The organism is Arthrobacter sp. SLBN-100, from assembly GCF_006715305.1.
Taxonomy (GTDB): domain Bacteria; phylum Actinomycetota; class Actinomycetes; order Actinomycetales; family Micrococcaceae; genus Arthrobacter.
The window spans coordinates 4,526,274-4,542,609 of the sequence record NZ_VFMY01000001.1 but is presented as its reverse complement, the minus strand read 5'-3'; the positions used below and the strand labels follow the sequence as shown (position 1 = coordinate 4,542,609).

The 16,336-nt window shown below is 64.9% G+C and carries 15 protein-coding genes; 3 read left to right on the top strand and 12 right to left on the bottom strand.

Annotated features, from left to right (window positions below; all coding sequences use genetic code 11):
* Positions 1-16: 16 nt before the first annotated feature.
* From FBY31_RS20860 to FBY31_RS20830, 7 genes are read right to left on the bottom strand one after another with little or no spacing between them, the layout of a single operon-like run.
* Positions 17-856, bottom strand: a complete 840-nt coding sequence (locus FBY31_RS20860; RefSeq protein WP_142044786.1) for an HpcH/HpaI aldolase/citrate lyase family protein — start codon at positions 854-856, stop codon at positions 17-19.
* Positions 853-1,416 (bottom strand): MaoC family dehydratase, encoded by a 564-nt coding sequence (locus tag FBY31_RS20855; RefSeq protein WP_142044784.1) that lies wholly within the window; start codon positions 1,414-1,416, stop codon positions 853-855. Before FBY31_RS20855 ends, FBY31_RS20860 begins: the two co-directional genes overlap by 4 nt.
* Positions 1,413-2,177, bottom strand: coding sequence for a CoA transferase subunit B (locus FBY31_RS20850; protein ID WP_142044781.1), 765 nt, complete (start codon positions 2,175-2,177; stop codon positions 1,413-1,415). The genes FBY31_RS20855 and FBY31_RS20850 overlap by 4 nt, the downstream gene beginning before the upstream one ends.
* Before the next feature lie 2 nt (positions 2,178-2,179).
* Positions 2,180-3,016, bottom strand: a complete 837-nt coding sequence (locus tag FBY31_RS20845; RefSeq protein ID WP_142044779.1) for a CoA transferase subunit A — start codon at positions 3,014-3,016, stop codon at positions 2,180-2,182.
* A gap of 33 nt (positions 3,017-3,049) precedes the next feature.
* Positions 3,050-4,213: an acyl-CoA dehydrogenase family protein gene (locus FBY31_RS20840; RefSeq protein WP_142044775.1), complete on the bottom strand. Its 1,164-nt coding sequence runs from the start codon at positions 4,211-4,213 to the stop codon at positions 3,050-3,052.
* A 2-nt stretch (positions 4,214-4,215) separates the two neighbouring features.
* Positions 4,216-6,447: an acetyl/propionyl/methylcrotonyl-CoA carboxylase subunit alpha gene (locus tag FBY31_RS20835; protein ID WP_142044773.1), complete on the bottom strand. Its 2,232-nt coding sequence runs from the start codon at positions 6,445-6,447 to the stop codon at positions 4,216-4,218.
* A gap of 5 nt (positions 6,448-6,452) precedes the next feature.
* The gene (locus FBY31_RS20830) at positions 6,453-8,060 is read right to left on the bottom strand and encodes a carboxyl transferase domain-containing protein (protein ID WP_142044771.1); all 1,608 of its coding nucleotides are present in this window, start codon (positions 8,058-8,060) and stop codon (positions 6,453-6,455) included.
* 146 nt (positions 8,061-8,206) lie between these two features.
* On the opposite strand from FBY31_RS20830, the gene FBY31_RS20825 reads away from it, so the two are divergent.
* Entirely contained in the window at positions 8,207-8,857 is a 651-nt protein-coding gene (locus FBY31_RS20825) for an SACE_7040 family transcriptional regulator (protein ID WP_142044769.1), read from the top strand.
* 134 nt (positions 8,858-8,991) lie between these two features.
* Here the strand turns inward: FBY31_RS20825 and FBY31_RS20820 are convergent, their stop codons facing one another.
* From FBY31_RS20820 to pdhA, 3 genes are read right to left on the bottom strand one after another with little or no spacing between them, the layout of a single operon-like run.
* Positions 8,992-10,377, bottom strand: coding sequence for a dihydrolipoamide acetyltransferase family protein (locus FBY31_RS20820; protein ID WP_142044767.1), 1,386 nt, complete (start codon positions 10,375-10,377; stop codon positions 8,992-8,994).
* Positions 10,374-11,384 carry an alpha-ketoacid dehydrogenase subunit beta gene (locus FBY31_RS20815; RefSeq protein ID WP_142044765.1) on the bottom strand — a complete coding sequence of 337 codons (1,011 nt, stop codon included), beginning with the start codon at positions 11,382-11,384 and terminating at the stop codon, positions 10,374-10,376. Before FBY31_RS20815 ends, FBY31_RS20820 begins: the two co-directional genes overlap by 4 nt.
* Positions 11,384-12,577: a pyruvate dehydrogenase (acetyl-transferring) E1 component subunit alpha gene (pdhA, locus tag FBY31_RS20810; RefSeq protein WP_142044763.1), complete on the bottom strand. Its 1,194-nt coding sequence runs from the start codon at positions 12,575-12,577 to the stop codon at positions 11,384-11,386. Before pdhA ends, FBY31_RS20815 begins: the two co-directional genes overlap by 1 nt.
* Positions 12,578-12,769: 192 nt before the next feature.
* Here pdhA and FBY31_RS20805 point away from each other — a divergent pair, with 192 nt between their 5' ends.
* Both FBY31_RS20805 and FBY31_RS20800 read left to right on the top strand, forming a co-directional pair.
* The gene (locus FBY31_RS20805; RefSeq protein ID WP_142044761.1) at positions 12,770-13,243 is read left to right on the top strand and encodes an Lrp/AsnC family transcriptional regulator; all 474 of its coding nucleotides are present in this window, start codon (positions 12,770-12,772) and stop codon (positions 13,241-13,243) included.
* A 179-nt stretch (positions 13,244-13,422) separates the two neighbouring features.
* Complete coding sequence (locus tag FBY31_RS20800; protein WP_200833423.1) at positions 13,423-14,061, top strand: hypothetical protein; 639 nt, start codon at positions 13,423-13,425, stop codon at positions 14,059-14,061.
* Positions 14,062-14,185: 124 nt separating this feature from the next.
* On the opposite strand, the gene FBY31_RS20795 is transcribed toward FBY31_RS20800, so the two are convergent.
* Both FBY31_RS20795 and FBY31_RS20790 read right to left on the bottom strand, forming a co-directional pair.
* Positions 14,186-15,802: a solute symporter family protein gene (locus FBY31_RS20795; RefSeq protein ID WP_142044759.1), complete on the bottom strand. Its 1,617-nt coding sequence runs from the start codon at positions 15,800-15,802 to the stop codon at positions 14,186-14,188.
* On the bottom strand, positions 15,799-16,179 hold the full coding sequence (locus FBY31_RS20790) for a DUF485 domain-containing protein (RefSeq protein WP_142044757.1): 381 nt from the start codon (positions 16,177-16,179) through the stop codon (positions 15,799-15,801). The genes FBY31_RS20795 and FBY31_RS20790 overlap by 4 nt, the downstream gene beginning before the upstream one ends.
* Positions 16,180-16,336 lie beyond the last annotated feature (157 nt).

The following is a 16,336-nucleotide window of genomic DNA, read 5'->3' as shown; positions in this document are numbered from 1 at the left end:
ATGCTTCCGCAGCGGGTTATGTGCCCGCGGCGGAGCGGCGGACGATCTCCTGGGCATGCTTGAGGATGGGTCCGTCGATCATCTTTCCCTGGTACTGGAAGACTCCCGATCCAGCCGACACTGCGGCTTCCAGGAGCGCTTGGGAAGCGGCAACCTCGTCGTCAGTGGGTGCGTAGGCTTTGCGGACCACGGCGGCCTGGTCGGGGTGGATGCACGCCTTGGAGCTGAAGCCGGAGGCCACGGCGTCGGCTGCTTCGGCCGCGAGCCCGTCGAGGTCGGGGATGTTGGTGTACACGGCATCCACCGCTTCCTTGGCATAGGCGCGCGCGGCCAGCAGGACGCTGGAGCGGGCGTGCAGCGCGACCGCCCGGTAGCCGCCGTCGTCCTTCCGGCTGGAGGTACCTCCCAGGGTGGCCAGCAGGTCCTCCGCTCCCCACATCAGGCCCACCACGTTGGGAGCGGCGGCGATGGCCTGGGCGTTGAGCACGCCCAAGGCCGTTTCACACAGCGCGATCACCTGGTAGCCCTCCAGCGCCTTAAGCTGTTCGGCCGATTCGGCCTTGGCCAGCATCACCGTGCGGTAGGGCGTGTGGGCCAGGCAGTGCAGGTCCTTTTCGAAGTCCGCCGTACCAACGGGATTGACCCTGACAATGGTGCAGCTGGGTTCGAGCTCCGGTTCCACACCCGTGGTTCCCACCTGGGCAAGGATGGCACCGCGCGCACGTTGCTTGTCCGCAGGGGCCACGGCGTCCTCAAGATCGAGGATCACGGCATCCGCGCGGGTGGCAGCCTTCTGGTAGCGCTCCGGCCGGTCGGCAGGGCAAAAAAGCAGGGCAGGGCCCATTACAAAGGTCATACCGGTATTGTGCCCCTTTCGCCGCCCGCCTGCTGCCGGTGCGCATCGCGGGTCCACATCAGGCAGCTGCGCGTGGCCAGTGCCACCACGGTGCCGTCCTGGTTGCGGCCGGTATGTTCCATGGTGACGATGCCCTGGCCGGGCCTGGATGAGGAGAGCCGCTTCCCGCTGATCACGGTCTCGGTGTAGAGGGTATCGCCGTGGTACAGCGGCTGCGGGAAGGAAACGTCAGTCAGGCCCAGCTGGGCGATGATGGTTCCCTGGGTCAGCTGCGACACGGACTGGCCCACCATCGTTGCCAGCGTGAACATCGAATTGACCAGCCGCTGGCCGAACGGCTGCCCGGCGCTCCAGGCCGCATCGAGGTGCAGGGCCTGGGTGTTCATGGTGAGGGTGGTGAACAGGACGTTGTCCGCTTCAGTGACCGTCCGGCCGGGCCGGTGGGCGTACAGCACCCCCTCCTCCAGCTCATCGAAGTACAGCCCGCGCTGCTCGATGACGCGCTGCTCCCCCGGATTGGAGCCGATGGTTGGGCCCGTCGAAACACCGTTCCCCGTCATACGGTCAGTTCCCGGTCTTCCTCGAAGAGCTCGGCGCCGGTGGCCGCTGCCACGTCCTCGACGGAAACGTTGGGCGCCAGTTCACGCAGCACCAGCCGGGAGCCTGAGTGGTCCGCAACGACGTCGATGACTGCCAGGTCTGTGATGATCCGGTCCACGCAGCCCTTGCCGGTCAAGGGCAGCGAGCACTGCTTGACGATTTTGGGGTTCCCGTTCCGGTCAACGTGTTCCATCATCACGATGACCTTTTTGGCGCCGAACACCAGGTCCATGGCCCCGCCCATGCCCTTGACCATCTTGCCGGGAATCATCCAGTTGGCGAGGTCGCCGTTCTCGGCCACCTCCATGGCGCCCAGGACAGCGACGTCCACATGGCCGCCGCGGATCATCCCGAAGGACGTGGCGGAATCGAAGAACGCCGCCCCTTTGTTGACCGTGACAGTTTCCTTGCCCGCGTTGATCAGATCGGGATCAATCGCATCCTCCGCGGGATAAGGTCCGACGCCGAGGATTCCGTTTTCGGAGTGCAGCACCACTTCCACGCCGGCGGGGATGTAATTAGGGATCAGGGTGGGCATGCCGATGCCAAGGTTGACGTATTGGCCGTTGCTGAGCTCTCGCGCCACCCGGGCAGCCAGTTCGTTCCTGGTCCAGCCTTTGGTGCCGGTACCGTCTGCGGCTGTCTCATGCTGCTGGGCCGCCCGGCGGTACTCGGGGCGGACCCCTTCGGGCCGCGGGGCATAGGGGCTGTTCGGGTCCATGGCTAGGCTCCTGCCTGCGGGTTGCTGCCGGTCTGGTCGGAGGCGTTCCGGTTGGAAGCGTTCGGATGGGTGCTGTTCCCCGCCCGCGGGGCGATGGCGACTGTCCGTTTCTCGATGCGCTTGCCGGCATTGGCGGCAAGCACCACGCGCTGGACGAAGATGCCGGGGGTATGGACGTGTTCGGGGTCCAACTCGCCCGGTTCCACGAGTTCCTCCACCTCGGCAATGGTGATCCGGCCCGCCATGGCGCACAGTGGGTTGAAGTTCATGGCCGTGGCGTGGAAGACCAGGTTCCCGTGCCGGTCGCCCTTCCACGCATGGACCAGCCCGAAGTCCGGGGTCAACGCCTCCTCCAGCACATAGTCGACTCCGGCGAAGGAACGTACCTCCTTCGGTGAGGACGCGATCGCAACCCCGCCCTCGGCGTCGTACTTTTGCGGCAGGCCGCCTTCGGACACCTGCGTGCCCACACCGGCTTTCGTGTAAAAAGCAGGAATGCCGGCACCGCCGGCACGGAGTTTTTCGGCCAGCGTTCCCTGCGGCGTGAGAACCACCTCGAGCTCGCCTGCCAGGTACTGCCGGGCGAATTCCTTGTTCTCGCCGACGTAGGAGCTGATGGTGCGGCGGATCCGGCCGTCGCGCAGCAGGATGCCCAGGCCCCAGTCGTCCACGCCGCAGTTGTTGCTCACCGTTTCCAGCCCGGAGATTCCTGCCCGGTGCAGGGCGTCGATGAGGGTTACCGGGATTCCGCACAAACCGAAACCGCCCACGGCCAGGGAGGCGCCGTCCGGGATGTCCGCCACAGCGTCCTCAGCGGTGGCAACAACCTTGTTAATCATCGGTGATCCTTTCAGGCGGCTACATCCCAGGTACTACAGACCCAACTCGCGGGCGATCAGCATCAGCTGGACCTCCGTAGTGCCCTCCCCCACTTCAAGGATCTTGGAGTCGCGGTAATGGCGTGCCACGGTGAACTCGTTGATGAAGCCATAGCCGCCGAACACCTGGGTGGCATCCCGCGCGTTATCCATGGCCGCCTCGCCTGCGACCATCTTAGCGATGGCCGCCTGCGTCTTGAACGGATTCCCGGCAAGCATCCGGGCAGCCGCATCGTAATAGGCCAGGCGGGCAGTGTGGGCCCTGGCTTCCATCCTGGCAATCTTGAAAGCGATGGCCTGGTACTTGCCGATTTCCTGGCCGAACGCCCTGCGCTCCTTGGCGTATTTGACCGAAAGGTCCGCGCAGCCCTGCGCGGCGCCGGTGGCCAGGGCCGCGATGGCGATGCGTCCCTCGTCCAGGATGGAGAGGAAGTTGGCGTAGCCACGGCCTTCGGCACCCAGCAGGTTTTTCTCCGGGACGCGGACGTCCTTCAGGGTAAGGGGGTGGGTGTCGGAGGCGTTCCATCCCACCTTGTTGTACGGCTTCTCCGCCTTGAAGCCGGGCGTGTCGGTAGGTACCAGGATGGTGGAGATCTCCTTCTGGACCGACCCGTCCGCACGTTCCTTCTGCCCCGTGACCGCGGTGACGGTGACGAGGCGGGTGATGTCCGTGCCCGAGTTGGTGATGAACTCTTTGTTGCCGTTGATCACCCACTCGCCACCCTCGCGCCTGGCGTAGGTTTTCGTGCCGCCCGCGTCCGAGCCCGCCTCCGGTTCGGTCAGGCCGAAGCCGGCGAGCGCCTGGCCGGACGCGAGCATGGGCAGCCACTCCTGCTTCTGCTCCTCGGTGCCGAAACGGTAGACCGGCATTGCGCCCAGGGAGACACCTGCCTCAAGGGTGATCGCAACTGACTGGTCCACACGGCCAAGCTGCTCCAGCGCGAGCGCCAGGGCGAAGTAGTCCCCGCCCATCCCGCCAAATTCCTCCGGGAAGGGCAGCCCGAACAGGCCCATCTCCGCCATCTGCTTGACCACCTCGTACGGGAAACTGTGCTCCTCGTCGTGCTTGGCCGATACAGGAGCCACCACTTCGTCGGCGAATTCGCGGACGGTGTTGCTCAGGTCCTGGTATTCCTCGCTGAGTTCAAAACCTGCCATGTCTAGGCTCCTTTGCCTGTTGCGTCTGCGGTTGCGTCTGTGTCTGGGGGCTGGCTGCTGCTGTCACTGGAGGGATGCGGATGAATGGTGGCCAGCACCTGGTCAGCCTTGACCAGGTCACCCGGCCGGATGCTGAGATGCACTGTTCCGTCCAGCGGAGCCAGCAGCTGGTGCTCCATCTTCATTGCCTCCACGGAAACGAGCACCTGCCCCAGGGTGACGGCCTCCCCGTCGCTGACCGGAACGGACACCACCGTTCCCGGCATGGGCGAGCGTACCGCGGGATCGGCCGTGCCCTCCTCCCGCTGGATGGCTGCAAGCACCCGCTCAAGCCGCGACTCCCGCGTCAGGACGTCCAGCCGGCAGGACCAGCCCCCGGTTCCGAGGAAAAGTTGCGAGGGCGAGAGCGGCTGGGGTGTGTCCAGGCCTGGCGGGGTGGGGCCGGTGTAGACGGGGGCGAACGAGTATTCGCGGTCCGTGCCCTCCAGGCGAAGCTCGATGCTGTTCCGGCTGGGGCGCTGGAGGGATGCCTGGCGCAATGGCCCGCCGTCCACGCGGACCGCAATATCTCCAGTGCTGATGCTGCCGCTGACCGCCACGGTGGCCACGCCGCCGTCGGGTGTTCCCAGGCTGATCCGGCGGGGCGCCGGCGCGCCCAGCCGCCAACCGTTGCGGACCTGCCACGGGCCGGCGGCGGGAGGGCCATGTTCAATGGCCTGGAGTACGAAGATCGCTGCCGCCACCAGTTCGGCGTCACCCACGCGCCGGAAGGCAAGCTCCGGCAGCTTACGCTCGATCAGGCCGGTATCGAGGTGCCCTGCCCGCACGTCTGCGTCATTGATCAGCAGCCGCAAGTACTCGACGTTCGTGTCCACGCCCAGTGCTGTGTGGCCTGCGAGCGCAGCGTCCAGGGTATCCAGGGCGGCCGCACGGTCCTGACCCCATGCGATCACCTTGGAAATCATGGGATCGTAACTGGAGGAAATTTCCAGGCCTTCAACCAGGGAGGAGTCCACCCGGACACGGCCCCCTGCTGTTTCCGTTTCGCTTCGGGCGGGGGCGCTCGGCCGCTGCCTCGGACCAGGCAGTTCATCCAGCAGAAGCACTGTCCCTGTTGACGGCAGGAAGTTCTTCTCCGGCATCTCGGCGTAAACCCGTGCCTCCGCAGCGTGCCCATTAAGTTCGACGTCGGCCTGCCGGAGGCTGAGTTCCTCACCGGCGGCGATCCGCACCTGCCATTCGACCAGGTCCACCCCGGTGACCATCTCGGTGACCGGATGCTCCACCTGCAGCCGGGTATTCATCTCCATGAAGTAGAACTCGTCCGGCGCCTCGTCGGAGACAAGGAACTCCACCGTTCCCGCGCCACTGTAATTGACGCTGCGGGCAGCATTGCAGGCGGCCTCACCGATGCGGGCGCGAATGGCGCCGCCCTCCGGGTGCCCCTCAAGCAGTGGCGAGGGCGCCTCCTCGATGACTTTCTGGTGCCGCCGCTGCAGCGAACATTCACGCTCGCCCAGGTGGATGACGTTGCCGTGGATATCGGCGAGCACCTGCACTTCGATATGCCGGGGCGTGGACACCAGCCGTTCCAGGAAAAGCGTGTCATCACCGAACGCGCTTGCGGCCACCCTTCGGGCAGTGGCCAGGGTGGCCGGGAGGTCCTCCGGGCGTTGCACCACGTGCATGCCCTTGCCGCCGCCGCCCGCAGAGGGTTTGATCAGCAGCGGAAATCCTACGGCGCCGGCAGCCTGGATCAACTGCTCATCGGTCATGCCCGGCTGCGCCACCCCAGGGACCACGGGGACGCCGTAACCGGCCACGTGGTTCTTGGAGCTGATCTTGTCCCCCATCATGTTCAGCGCCTCCACGCCGGGGCCGATGAAGGTGACGCCGGCCTGCTCCAGGGCGCGGGCGAAGTCGGCGTTTTCACTCAGGAAGCCATAGCCCGGATGCACAGCTTCGGCTCTGGTCCTGAGGCAGGCGTCGATGATGGCCTCGATCTTCAGATAGCTCTCTGTTGCGGGGGCCGGGCCGATCCGCACGGCAGTGTCAGCTTCGCGCACGTGCCGGGCACCGGCGTCGGCATCGCTGTAAACGGCGACCGAACGGATGCCCAGGGTCCGAAGGGTACGGATCACACGGCATGCAATCTCGCCGCGGTTGGCCACCAGGACTGTCCCGAAGAGCGGCTTACGGGCCGTGGGGGCGCTGGTAAGGGAAGGAATGGTCATACGGCTCACATCCTGAAGAGGCCGAAGGAGGTTTCCGGCAGCGGGGTGCGGGACACAACGTCCAGCGCCAGGCCCAGGACGGTCCGGGTGTCGGCGGGATCTATCACGCCGTCATCCCACAGCCGGGCGGTGGAGTAGTACGGGCTGCCCTGGTCCTCGTATTGCCGGCGGATGGGCGCTTTGAAGGCCTCCTCGTCCCCGGCGGACCACTCCTCGCCGGCCGCTTCATACTGGTCCCGCTTGACGGTGGCCAGGACACTGGCGGCCTGGTTTCCGCCCATTACGGAGATCCGGGCCGCCGGCCACATCCACAGGAACCGCGGTGAGTACGCGCGGCCACACATGGAGTAGTTGCCGGCGCCGAAGGAACCGCCGATGACCACTGTCAGTTTGGGCACTCGAGCGGTAGCGACGGCTGTAACCATCTTCGCCCCGTTTTTGGCGATACCGCCTTGTTCCGAGTCCTTACCCACCATGAACCCGGAGATGTTCTGCAGGAACACCAGCGGGATCCCGCGCTGGTCGCAGAGCTCGATGAAGTGCGCGCCTTTGAGCGAGGACTCGCTGAACAGCACGCCGTTGTTGGCCACGATGCCCACCGGATGGCCGTACAGCCGGGCAAACCCGGTCACCAGGGTGGTGCCGTACTCCTTCTTGAACTCGTGGAATTTGCTGCCATCAACCAGCCTGGCGATGACTTCGTGGACGTCGTACGGGGCGTTGACGTCCGTGGGTACAGCGCCGTAGAGCCCGTCGGGGTCCGTGGCGGGTTCGACGGCGGCGCCCACCTCCCAGACGGGCAGGGCCGGAGGCGGGAGCGTGGCCACGATGTCGCGGATGATTTGCAGCGCGTGTTCATCATTTTCGGCAAGGTGGTCCGTCACGCCGGAAATCCTGGAATGCACTTCACCGCCGCCCAGCTCCTCCGGGGTGACGATTTCGCCGATCGCGGCCTTCACCAGCGGCGGACCGCCCAGGAAGATCGTGCCCTGGTTCCGGACGATCACTGTTTCGTCACTCATGGCGGGCACGTAGGCACCACCGGCCGTGCACGAGCCCATCACGGCGGCGATCTGCGGGATCTTGGCCGCCGAAAGCCGCGCCTGGTTGTAAAAGATCCTGCCGAAGTGATCCTTGTCCGGAAAGACCTCATCCTGCTTCGGCAGGTAGGCACCGCCGGAATCCACCAGGTAGATGCAGGGCAGCCGGTTTTCCAGGGCGGTCTCCTGGGCCCGCAGGTGTTTCTTGACAGTCATTGGATAGTAGGTGCCGCCTTTGACCGTGGCGTCGTTGGAAATCACCAGCACGTGGCGGCCGTGGACCAATCCGATGCCGGCAATCACTCCCGCGCCGGGGGCCTCGTCGTTGTACATCCCATTGGCTGCGAGCGGCGCAATTTCCAGGAACGGGCTGCCGTCATCCAGCAGCTGGTCGATGCGCTCGCGCGGCAGGAGCTTGCCCCGTGCTACGTGTCGCTGCCTGGATTTTTCCGGTCCCCCCAGCGCTGCGTCCGCCAGTTTCTTCCGCAGTTCTTCGCTGAGTTCCCGCTGGGCGGCACGGTTGGCTGCATATGCTTCGGCAGTTGCATCGAGCCGGGTGGCAAGGGTCTCCATTGACGGTCCGTTCCTGTTCCAATCCGAGCCCTTCTACGGCAAACTCGGTTAGCGCCGAATAACTGAAATTCAGGTTAGTCTTTATTAACTGTGAAGTCCAACACATAGCTGCTCTTGCTAAGATCTGCGGGATCCGAGGAGGAAATGTGCGCAGCACCGACGCCACCACACAGCCCCGCTACCCCGCCCAGCTCCCGGCAACACAGCGCGGGCAGGCGAAAGAGAGCCGCCGGCAGGCATTGCTGTCAGCTGCGGCGTCGCTGTTTGCGATCAACGGGTTCAACCGTGTTTCGCTGGAGGACCTGGGTTCGGCTGCCGGGGTCAGCGGGCCTGCGGTCTACCGCCACTTTCCCGGCAAACAGGCGGTCCTCGCCGACCTTCTGGTCACGGTCAGCCAGGAGTTGCTCGACGGCGGCCGCGAGGTTGTGGCCCGCAATGCAGACCCTGCCTCGGCGCTGCGGCGCCTGGTGGAGTTCCAGGTGGACTTTGCCCTGGGCAAGCCCGACGTCATCCGCGTCCAGGACAGGGATTTCAGCAACCTCTCGGAGCAGGACCAGTCAGCAGTAAGGGCGCTCCAATTGAGTTACGTCGAGGTGTGGGTGGATATCCTCGCCAAGCTGCACCCGGGCACCGACATCGCCGAGCTCCGGATGCGGGCGCATGCCACGTTCGGGCTGATCAACTCCACGCCCCACTCCGTGCGCAGCCACGGCCGGAAAATGGCGGCCCGCTCCGCGCGGCCCCTGCTGGAGAGCATGGCCCTGGCAGCGCTGCTGGTCGACGCGCCGCAGGACTAGAACCTGGCCTTTTGATACCACCCAGTTGTGGAACCGACCCGCTGCGGCATGATGACGGCCCTGGGCCGCATAAGCGGTGCCGGGCAGCAACGCTTATGCGGTCCAGGGCCGCGGCTGCAATACGGGAGCACAACCTAGACCATGGCCAGGACCATTCCGGGGTCGGCGAGGATGGCGCCCACATCCGCCAGGAAGCGCGAGCCTTGTTCCCCGTCCACCAGGCGGTGGTCAAAGGACAGGCTCAGTGTGAGGACCTGGCGAAGGGCCACTTCACCCTGGTACTCCCATGGCGTATTCCGCACTGCTCCGACGGCGAGGATGGCGGCCTCCCCCGGGTTAAGGATGGGAGTGCCCGCATCGATCCCGAAGACGCCGATATTGGTGATGGAGATGGTTCCGCCGGACAGGTCGGCCGGCGTGGTCTTGCCCGCACGCGCGGTTTCTGCCAGTTCAGTCAACGCCTCCGCCAGCTGAAGGAGGGACAGCGAATCGGCATCCTTGATGTTGGGCACGGTCAATCCCCGCGGAGTGGCGGCTGCGATGCCCAGGTTCACATAGTTGAAGGCCACGATCTCCTGGTTCGCCTCGTCCCAACGGGTATTGAGGGCGGGGTTGCGACGCAGCGCGATCAGGACGGCCTTCGCCGCGAGTGTGAGCGGCGTCAGCTTGCGGCCCGTGAACTCGCGGGTGCCCTTGAGCTTGGCCAGCAGCTCCATGGCCGCAGTGACATCCACCGTGAGGAACTCCGTGACATGCGGCGCGGTGAAGGCACTCTCCACCATGGCGGCTGCCGTGAACTTCCGTACTCCCTTGATGGGCGTCCGGGTTTCCCGATCCTGGCGGGACTGTGCGCCGGCCGCGGCAACCGTCTCCGGTCCAGGAGAGCCTGCGTCCGCGGAATGCCCCTCCACAAAGTGCTGTACGTCCTCGCGGGTGATCAGCCCCTGCAGGCCGGTCCCCGACACCAGCGACAGGTCTACACCGAGGTCCCTGGCGAACTTCCGAACCGGCGGAGTGGACCGGGGCCGGGTTTCGACAGGCCTGGTTTCTACAGGCTTGGTTTCGACAGGCTTGGTTTCGACAGACTCAACCACCGGGGGCAGGTTGCGGGGGCGTCGCACCGGCCGGCCGGAACTTTCGACGACGGCGCCGTACCCCACGAGGTTCGGTTCCCTTTTGGCTGGTGCCGGGTTCGGCTCCGTTTCCTCCGCCTGCCCTGCCGGGGACGAGGCGGGGGTGGCGGGCGCATCGGAGGAAGCCCCGGCGTCGTCCGCTACTTCGAACGAGACGATAGGCTTGCCCACCTCCACGACGGTGCCGGGCTGCTCGTGAAGTTCCCGGATGACTCCCGCAAAGGGGGACGGGAGCTCCACCACTGCCTTGGCGGTCTCCACCTCGGCAATCACCTGGTTCAGGGTGACGGTATCCCCCACCCCCACCTTCCAGCTGAGGATTTCCGATTCGGTGAGTCCTTCGCCCAGGTCCGGGAGCCTGAATTCCCTGATCATGGCGCCGCTCATCCTTCCAGCCCGCTGAGGGAGTTCGGCCGGCCCAGGGCACGGTCCACGCCATCGAGGATCCGGTCCAGGCCCGGCACGTGGTGCATTTCCAGTTTGGAATACGGGTACGGGATGTCGAAGCCGGTAACCCGGACCGGCGCCGCCTCCAGATAATAGAAGCACCGTTCGGTGATGCTGGCCGCCACCTCAGCGCCGAGGCCGCCCGACTGGCCGGCTTCATGCGTGACCACCAGCCGGCCGGTCTTGCGGACGGACGCGACCACGGTGTCGTAATCCACTGGGGCCAGTGAGCGGAGGTCGATGACCTCGATGGAAATCCCTTCATCTGCGGCTGCCAGGGCGGCGTCCCGGGCAGTCTTAACGAGCGGACCGTAGGCCACCAGGGTGACGTCCGTGCCCTCGCTGACCACGCGGGCCTGATCCATGGGCACGGCTGCACGCGGATCCATGTTCTCGTCCACCTCGCCCTTGTCGTGGTAGCGGCGCTTGGGCTCGAAATAGAGCACGGGGTCGTCGCAGGAGATGGCCTGCCGGATGACGGTATGGGCGTCCTGCGGGTTGGATACTGTCACCACGCGCAGGCCGGACGTGTGCGTGAAGTACGCTTCCGGCGATTCGGAGTGGTGCTCGGGCGAGCCGATGCCGCCGCCGAACGGGACCCTGATGGTGATGGGCATTTTGACCGCTCCGCGCGTCCGGTAGTGCAGCTTGGCCACCTGGCTGACGATCTGGTCGAACGCCGGGTAGATAAAGCCGTCGAACTGGATTTCCACCACGGGCCGGTAGCCGCGGTAGGCCAGGCCCACAGCCGTTCCCACAATGGCCGATTCAGCCAGGGGCGTGTCCACAACACGGTGCTTGCCGAAATCCTTCTGCAGCCCGTCGGTAATCCTGAACACGCCGCCCAGCGCACCGATGTCCTCACCCAGGAGGACCACCTTGGGATCGTCTTCCAAAGATTTGCGCAGGCCGGCGTTAATGGCGCGGGCAAAGGTCATCTGGGTCATCAGCGTGCACCTTCTTCTGATACGGCTTCTGCGGGATCGCCGAAGGAAGCCAGGTAACGGGCGTAGTGGTCCTGCTGCCGGTCCAGCCAGGAGTTGGGCGTGCTGTAAACGTGCTTGAAAACGTCCAGCGGGCGCGGATCCGGCATGCTGGTGCACCCCGTGCGCATCTCCCGTGCCACGGCGTCGGCCTTGTCCCGGACCTGCTGCTGCAGTTCTGCCGTCAGCAGGCCTTTGCGGTCCAGCAATGCCTCAACGCGGCTGATCGGGTCCCTTTCCGCCCAGTCCTCCAGTTCATTGGCGTCCCGGTAGCGGGTGGGGTCATCGGCCGTGGTGTGCGGACCCATCCGGTAGCTGACCGCCTCAATGAAGGTGGGACCGCCGCCTCGCCGCGCGCGGTCCAGCGCTACCCTGGTTGCGGCCATCACGGCCAGGACGTCGTTGCCGTCCACCCGCAGGCTGGGGATACCGAAACCGGCTGCCCGGTCCGCCAACTGGATGTGCGACTGGAGCCGTACCGGTTCGGAAATGGCCCAGTGATTGTTCGTGCAGAAAAACACCACCGGCACCTGGAAACTCGCGGCAAAAACCATCGCCTCGTTGACGTCGCCTTCACTGGTGGCGCCGTCGCCGAAATACGTCACCGCCACACAATCCGCGCCGTCATTCTGGATGCCCATGGCGTAACCGGTGGCGTGCAGGGTCTGGGCACCGATGATGATCTGCGGCGTTGCCATGTTGATGGAGTACGGATCCCAGCCGGATGAAGCATTCCCGCGCCAGACCCGCACGATGTCCGTCAGGTCGACACCCCGGCAATACGCAACCCCGTTTTCGCGGTAGCTGGAGAACACAAAGTCATCCTCGCGAAGGGCACGGCCCGAGCCGATCTGGGCGGCCTCCTGTCCGAGCAGCGGGGGCCACAACGCGAGCTCACCCTGGCGCTGCAAGGCGGTGGCTTCGACGTCGATGCGCCGGATGACGGTCATGTCCTCGAACAAAGAACACAACTGCTCGTCGGTGATGTCCTGCAACCAGGGATCGAATTCCGGGTGGCTGATCCGCTCCCCTGAAGGGGTAATCAGCTGGACAAGTCCCGTTCCCGGTCCGGGGGTTTCCGCCGGGATACCCGCGCCGGTGTTATCAGCAGCGCTTGGGGCACTTGCGCTGCCCTGGCCCGTTCTGTCTGTAGACACGATAGCCGCAACCTCTCACGAAAGTTGACCTGCGGTTTTCGGACTTGTGGTCCCGCTGCCGCCGGCCTCCCGGGCGCCGTTGCCCGGATAACTGTGACCCTACTCACAATGCTCATTGGGTACAACCACCACGGCCGTCAGTGAGCAGAATGCTCTGTCCGGGTGGTTTGGACGGTGCTAACGTTGCGCATTATGCAAGCTCTGGATGGCACTGACACGCGGCTGCTTTCGGCCCTGGCCCAGGATCCGCGACGGACGGTGGTGGCCCTTGCCCAGAAGCTCGGGTTGTCCAGGAACACGGTGCAGGCCCGGTTGGCCCAGCTGGAGAAAAAGCACGTTTTTCTGTCCTTCGAACGCCGGATCAATCCGGTGTCCCTTGGCTACCCGCTGATGGCCTTTATCTCCGTCCATGTCCAGCAGCAAAAGCTTGCCCAGCTGGCCAAAGACCTGGCTGATGTGCCCGAAATCCTCGAAGGTCACGGGCTCACAGGCTCCGCCGACCTGCTGCTTCGCGTGGTGGCCCTGGATGCGGAGGACCTTTTCCGGATCAACGGAAAGATCCTCGCCTGCGACGGTGTGGAGCGCACGGATACTGCCCTGGCCATGGGCGAGCTCATCCCGTTCCGGGTCCAGCCCCTGCTTGAGCGTGGTTCGCAGGGCACCTAGCGGTTCCTGTCCGCCTGCCGGGTCATGCGCCGCAAACAAGCACCGCCCGGGGTGGGGAGCCCCGCCACAAAGTACGACGGCGGCCACGCCCGCTATAGGCTGTTGCAAGTTATTCACGGGTACCGGCACAGGTTCCCCCTACCACGCGGTGCCATGCACCCCGCCGGAAAGGCCCCATCTTGAGCAATCCTCAGGAACCGTACCAGCCGGGAGAGCCCGGTTATGCACCGCAGCAGCCGCCCGCGGCCTTGCAGCAGCCGGCGGTGCAGGGCGGACGCGCCTACCAGGCTTCAGGTTCCTACCCTGCTTCCGCCGGCCCCCACCAGGCCCCCGCCACCGGACACCAGGAAGCCAATCCGTTCGGGCTGCCCGGCCAGCAGCCCCCGGCCAAGGGCCGGCGGAAGCTCTGGATCATCCTCGGCAGCATCGGCGGCGTCCTGCTGCTCGTGATCCTGGGGATCATCATCCTGGTGAACGTGGCGGGCAGTGCCACCACCCAGGCACGGGGCCTTGCCGACGGTTTCACCAAACTGGTCATCGCGGGTGAAAACGCCAAAGCCTATGACGACTACCTTGACCCTGCCCTGCAGCAACACCTGTCCAAGGAAGCCTTCATCACCGGCGTCGAGAGCCTGGAAATGAATGACTCATGCAAGCCGTCCTACAACGACTTCACGGTGAGTACCGAAAACGGAGTCAAAGCCGCGGACGTCGCCGGCGTCATCACCTGTGACGGCAAGGAAGTGGACCTTGCCTACCGTTTTGAAGGCACGGACGAGCTGAAGATGACCAATATCAAACTCCGGCCCAAGGCCTAGATCCAAACAACACCAGGAACACGAAAAGAGCCTCTGCGCCCGAAGCGGAGAGGCTCTTTTCGTATTCCGGAACGGTTCAGGCCCCAGGGATCAGGGACTAACCCCGCTCAGGGGCTAACCCAGGTCAGTGGTCGACTGCCTTTTCTGCCCCGATGCCGGTCAGCGACCGGACTTCCATTTCTGCCTGCTTGGCGGTGTCTTCGCGCTTCTTGTCGAGCACCGTTCCGAGCCAGCCCAGCAGGAATGCCAGCGGGATGGACACGATGCCCGGGTTGCTCAGCGGGAACAACGCGAAGTTGGCGTCCTTGATCATGGAAGTCGCTCCGCCGGAAACCACCGGCGAGAAAATGATCAGGACAATGGCCGCACCCAGCCCGCCGTACATGCTCCATACTGCGCCCTGGGTGGTGAACCTCCGCCAGAACAGGGAGTAGATGATGGTGGGCAGGTTGGCCGAGGCAGCGACGGCGAACGCCAGGGCCACGAGGAACGCCACGTTCTGCCCGTTGGCGAGAATGCCGCCCAGGATGGCGAGGATGCCGATGACCACCACGGTGCGCCGGGCCACCCTGACTTCGGTGTCGGCGTCGGCCTTGCCCTTGGCGATGACGTTGGCGTAGATGTCATGCGCGAAGGACGCCGCCGCGGTGATGGTCAAGCCGGCCACAACGGCGAGGATGGTGGCGAAGGCCACCGCCGAGATGAAGCCAAGCAGCAGTGGCCCGCCCAGGTAGAAGGCCAGCAGCGGTGCAGCCGAGTTCACGGCACCAGGTGCAGCCTTGATGGTTTCCGCACCAACCAGTGCAGCAGCACCGTAACCCAGCACCAGGGTGAAGAGGTAGAAGAGGCCGATCAGCCAGATTGACCACACCACGGACTTGCGGGCTTCCTTGGCGGTGGGGACCGTGTAGAAGCGCATGAGTACGTGCGGCAGCGCTGCAGTGCCCAGGACCAGTGCCAGGCCCAGTGACATGAAGTCGAGCTTCGAGGTTTCCGTCTTGCCATACTGCAGGCCGGGATTCAGGACGGCGGGGTTGTTGGCCGTCTCCACTGCGGCGCCCAGGAGGCTGGAGAGGTTGAAGCCGTAGATCGCCAGGACCCAGAAGGTCATCACGGCGGCACCGGCAATGAGCAGGATCGCCTTGATGATTTGCACCCAGGTCGTGCCTTTCATGCCGCCGATGAGTACGTACATGATCATCAGGGCGCCGACGACGACGATCACCAGCGCCTGTCCCCGCAAGTCGCTGATGCCCAGCAGCAGGGAGATGAGGCTTCCGGCGCCGGCCATCTGGGCCAGGAGGTAGAAGAAGCAGACAGCGAGGGTGGAGATGGCGGCGGCGATGCGGACGGGCCGCTGCTTCAACCGGAAGGAAAGCACATCGGCCATGGTGAACTTGCCCGTGTTGCGCAGCAGTTCAGCTACCAGGAGCAGCGCCACAAGCCACGCCACCAGGAATCCAATGGAGTACATAAAGCCGTCGTACCCGTTGATGGCGATGGCGCCCGTGATGCCCAGGAAGGACGCCGCGGAGAGGTAGTCCCCGGCAATGGCGGTGCCGTTCTGGGAGCCGGTGAAGGAGCGCCCGGCCGCGTAGTAGTCGGCGGCGGTCTTGTTGTTCCGGCTTGCGCGGAACACAATCACCATGGTGACGGCAACGAACAGGCCGAAAATTCCCATGTTCAGCAGGGTGGTGTCCTTGAGGGCAGCGACATCCACCGCGGCAGCTATGTTGATCATTTGTTGGCTCCGCCCACTCGCTTGCCGTGCTTATCGAATTCGTGCCCCTCGATCTCGTCCCGGATCTCCTTGGCGATGGGGTCAAGCCGCTTGTTGGAGTAGTGGACGTACCAGCCGGTGATCGCAAACGTCGAAACGAACTGGAGCAGGCCGAGTATCAGGCCGATGTTGATGTTGCCCCAGACCTTGGTGGACATAAAGCCCACGGCGTAGTCCGCCAGCAGGACGTATGCGAAGTACCACAGCAGGAATACGACTGCCATGGGGAAGACAAAGCTGCGGTGACGCTTGCGCAATTCCTGGAACTGCCCGGTCGACTGGACTTGTTCAAAGTCCACGGACGCCGCTGCGTCCGGAGTGTGGGCCTCGTTACCCATCGTTCCTCCTCATTGAGACTTGCCTGTGACACACCCGCCGCAAATCCCGGACAGGGGAAACCGCAAGTGTGACTGCAATCACTCTGCTGTCCGCGATGCACCACATGCCATACCTGTCCGGGCCGTCGTCGCTCAACGGTCGGGATGCTGCGACAAA

What these genes read in the sequence shown, in the direction of transcription:
- FBY31_RS20860 (WP_142044786.1), bottom strand. Translation starts at nt 856, where the DNA reads ATGACCTTTGTAATGGGCCCTGCCCTGCTTTTTTGCCCTGCCGACCGG.
- FBY31_RS20855 (WP_142044784.1), bottom strand. Translation starts at nt 1,416, where the DNA reads ATGACGGGGAACGGTGTTTCGACGGGCCCAACCATCGGCTCCAATCCG.
- FBY31_RS20850 (WP_142044781.1), bottom strand. Translation starts at nt 2,177, where the DNA reads ATGGACCCGAACAGCCCCTATGCCCCGCGGCCCGAAGGGGTCCGCCCC.
- FBY31_RS20845 (WP_142044779.1), bottom strand. Translation starts at nt 3,016, where the DNA reads ATGATTAACAAGGTTGTTGCCACCGCTGAGGACGCTGTGGCGGACATC.
- FBY31_RS20840 (WP_142044775.1), bottom strand. Translation starts at nt 4,213, where the DNA reads ATGGCAGGTTTTGAACTCAGCGAGGAATACCAGGACCTGAGCAACACC.
- FBY31_RS20835 (WP_142044773.1), bottom strand. Translation starts at nt 6,447, where the DNA reads ATGACCATTCCTTCCCTTACCAGCGCCCCCACGGCCCGTAAGCCGCTC.
- FBY31_RS20830 (WP_142044771.1), bottom strand. Translation starts at nt 8,060, where the DNA reads ATGGAGACCCTTGCCACCCGGCTCGATGCAACTGCCGAAGCATATGCA.
- FBY31_RS20820 (WP_142044767.1), bottom strand. Translation starts at nt 10,377, where the DNA reads ATGAGCGGCGCCATGATCAGGGAATTCAGGCTCCCGGACCTGGGCGAA.
- FBY31_RS20815 (WP_142044765.1), bottom strand. Translation starts at nt 11,384, where the DNA reads ATGACCCAGATGACCTTTGCCCGCGCCATTAACGCCGGCCTGCGCAAA.
- FBY31_RS20805 (WP_142044761.1), top strand. Translation starts at nt 12,770, where the DNA reads ATGCAAGCTCTGGATGGCACTGACACGCGGCTGCTTTCGGCCCTGGCC.
- FBY31_RS20795 (WP_142044759.1), bottom strand. Translation starts at nt 15,802, where the DNA reads ATGATCAACATAGCTGCCGCGGTGGATGTCGCTGCCCTCAAGGACACC.
- FBY31_RS20790 (WP_142044757.1), bottom strand. Translation starts at nt 16,179, where the DNA reads ATGGGTAACGAGGCCCACACTCCGGACGCAGCGGCGTCCGTGGACTTT.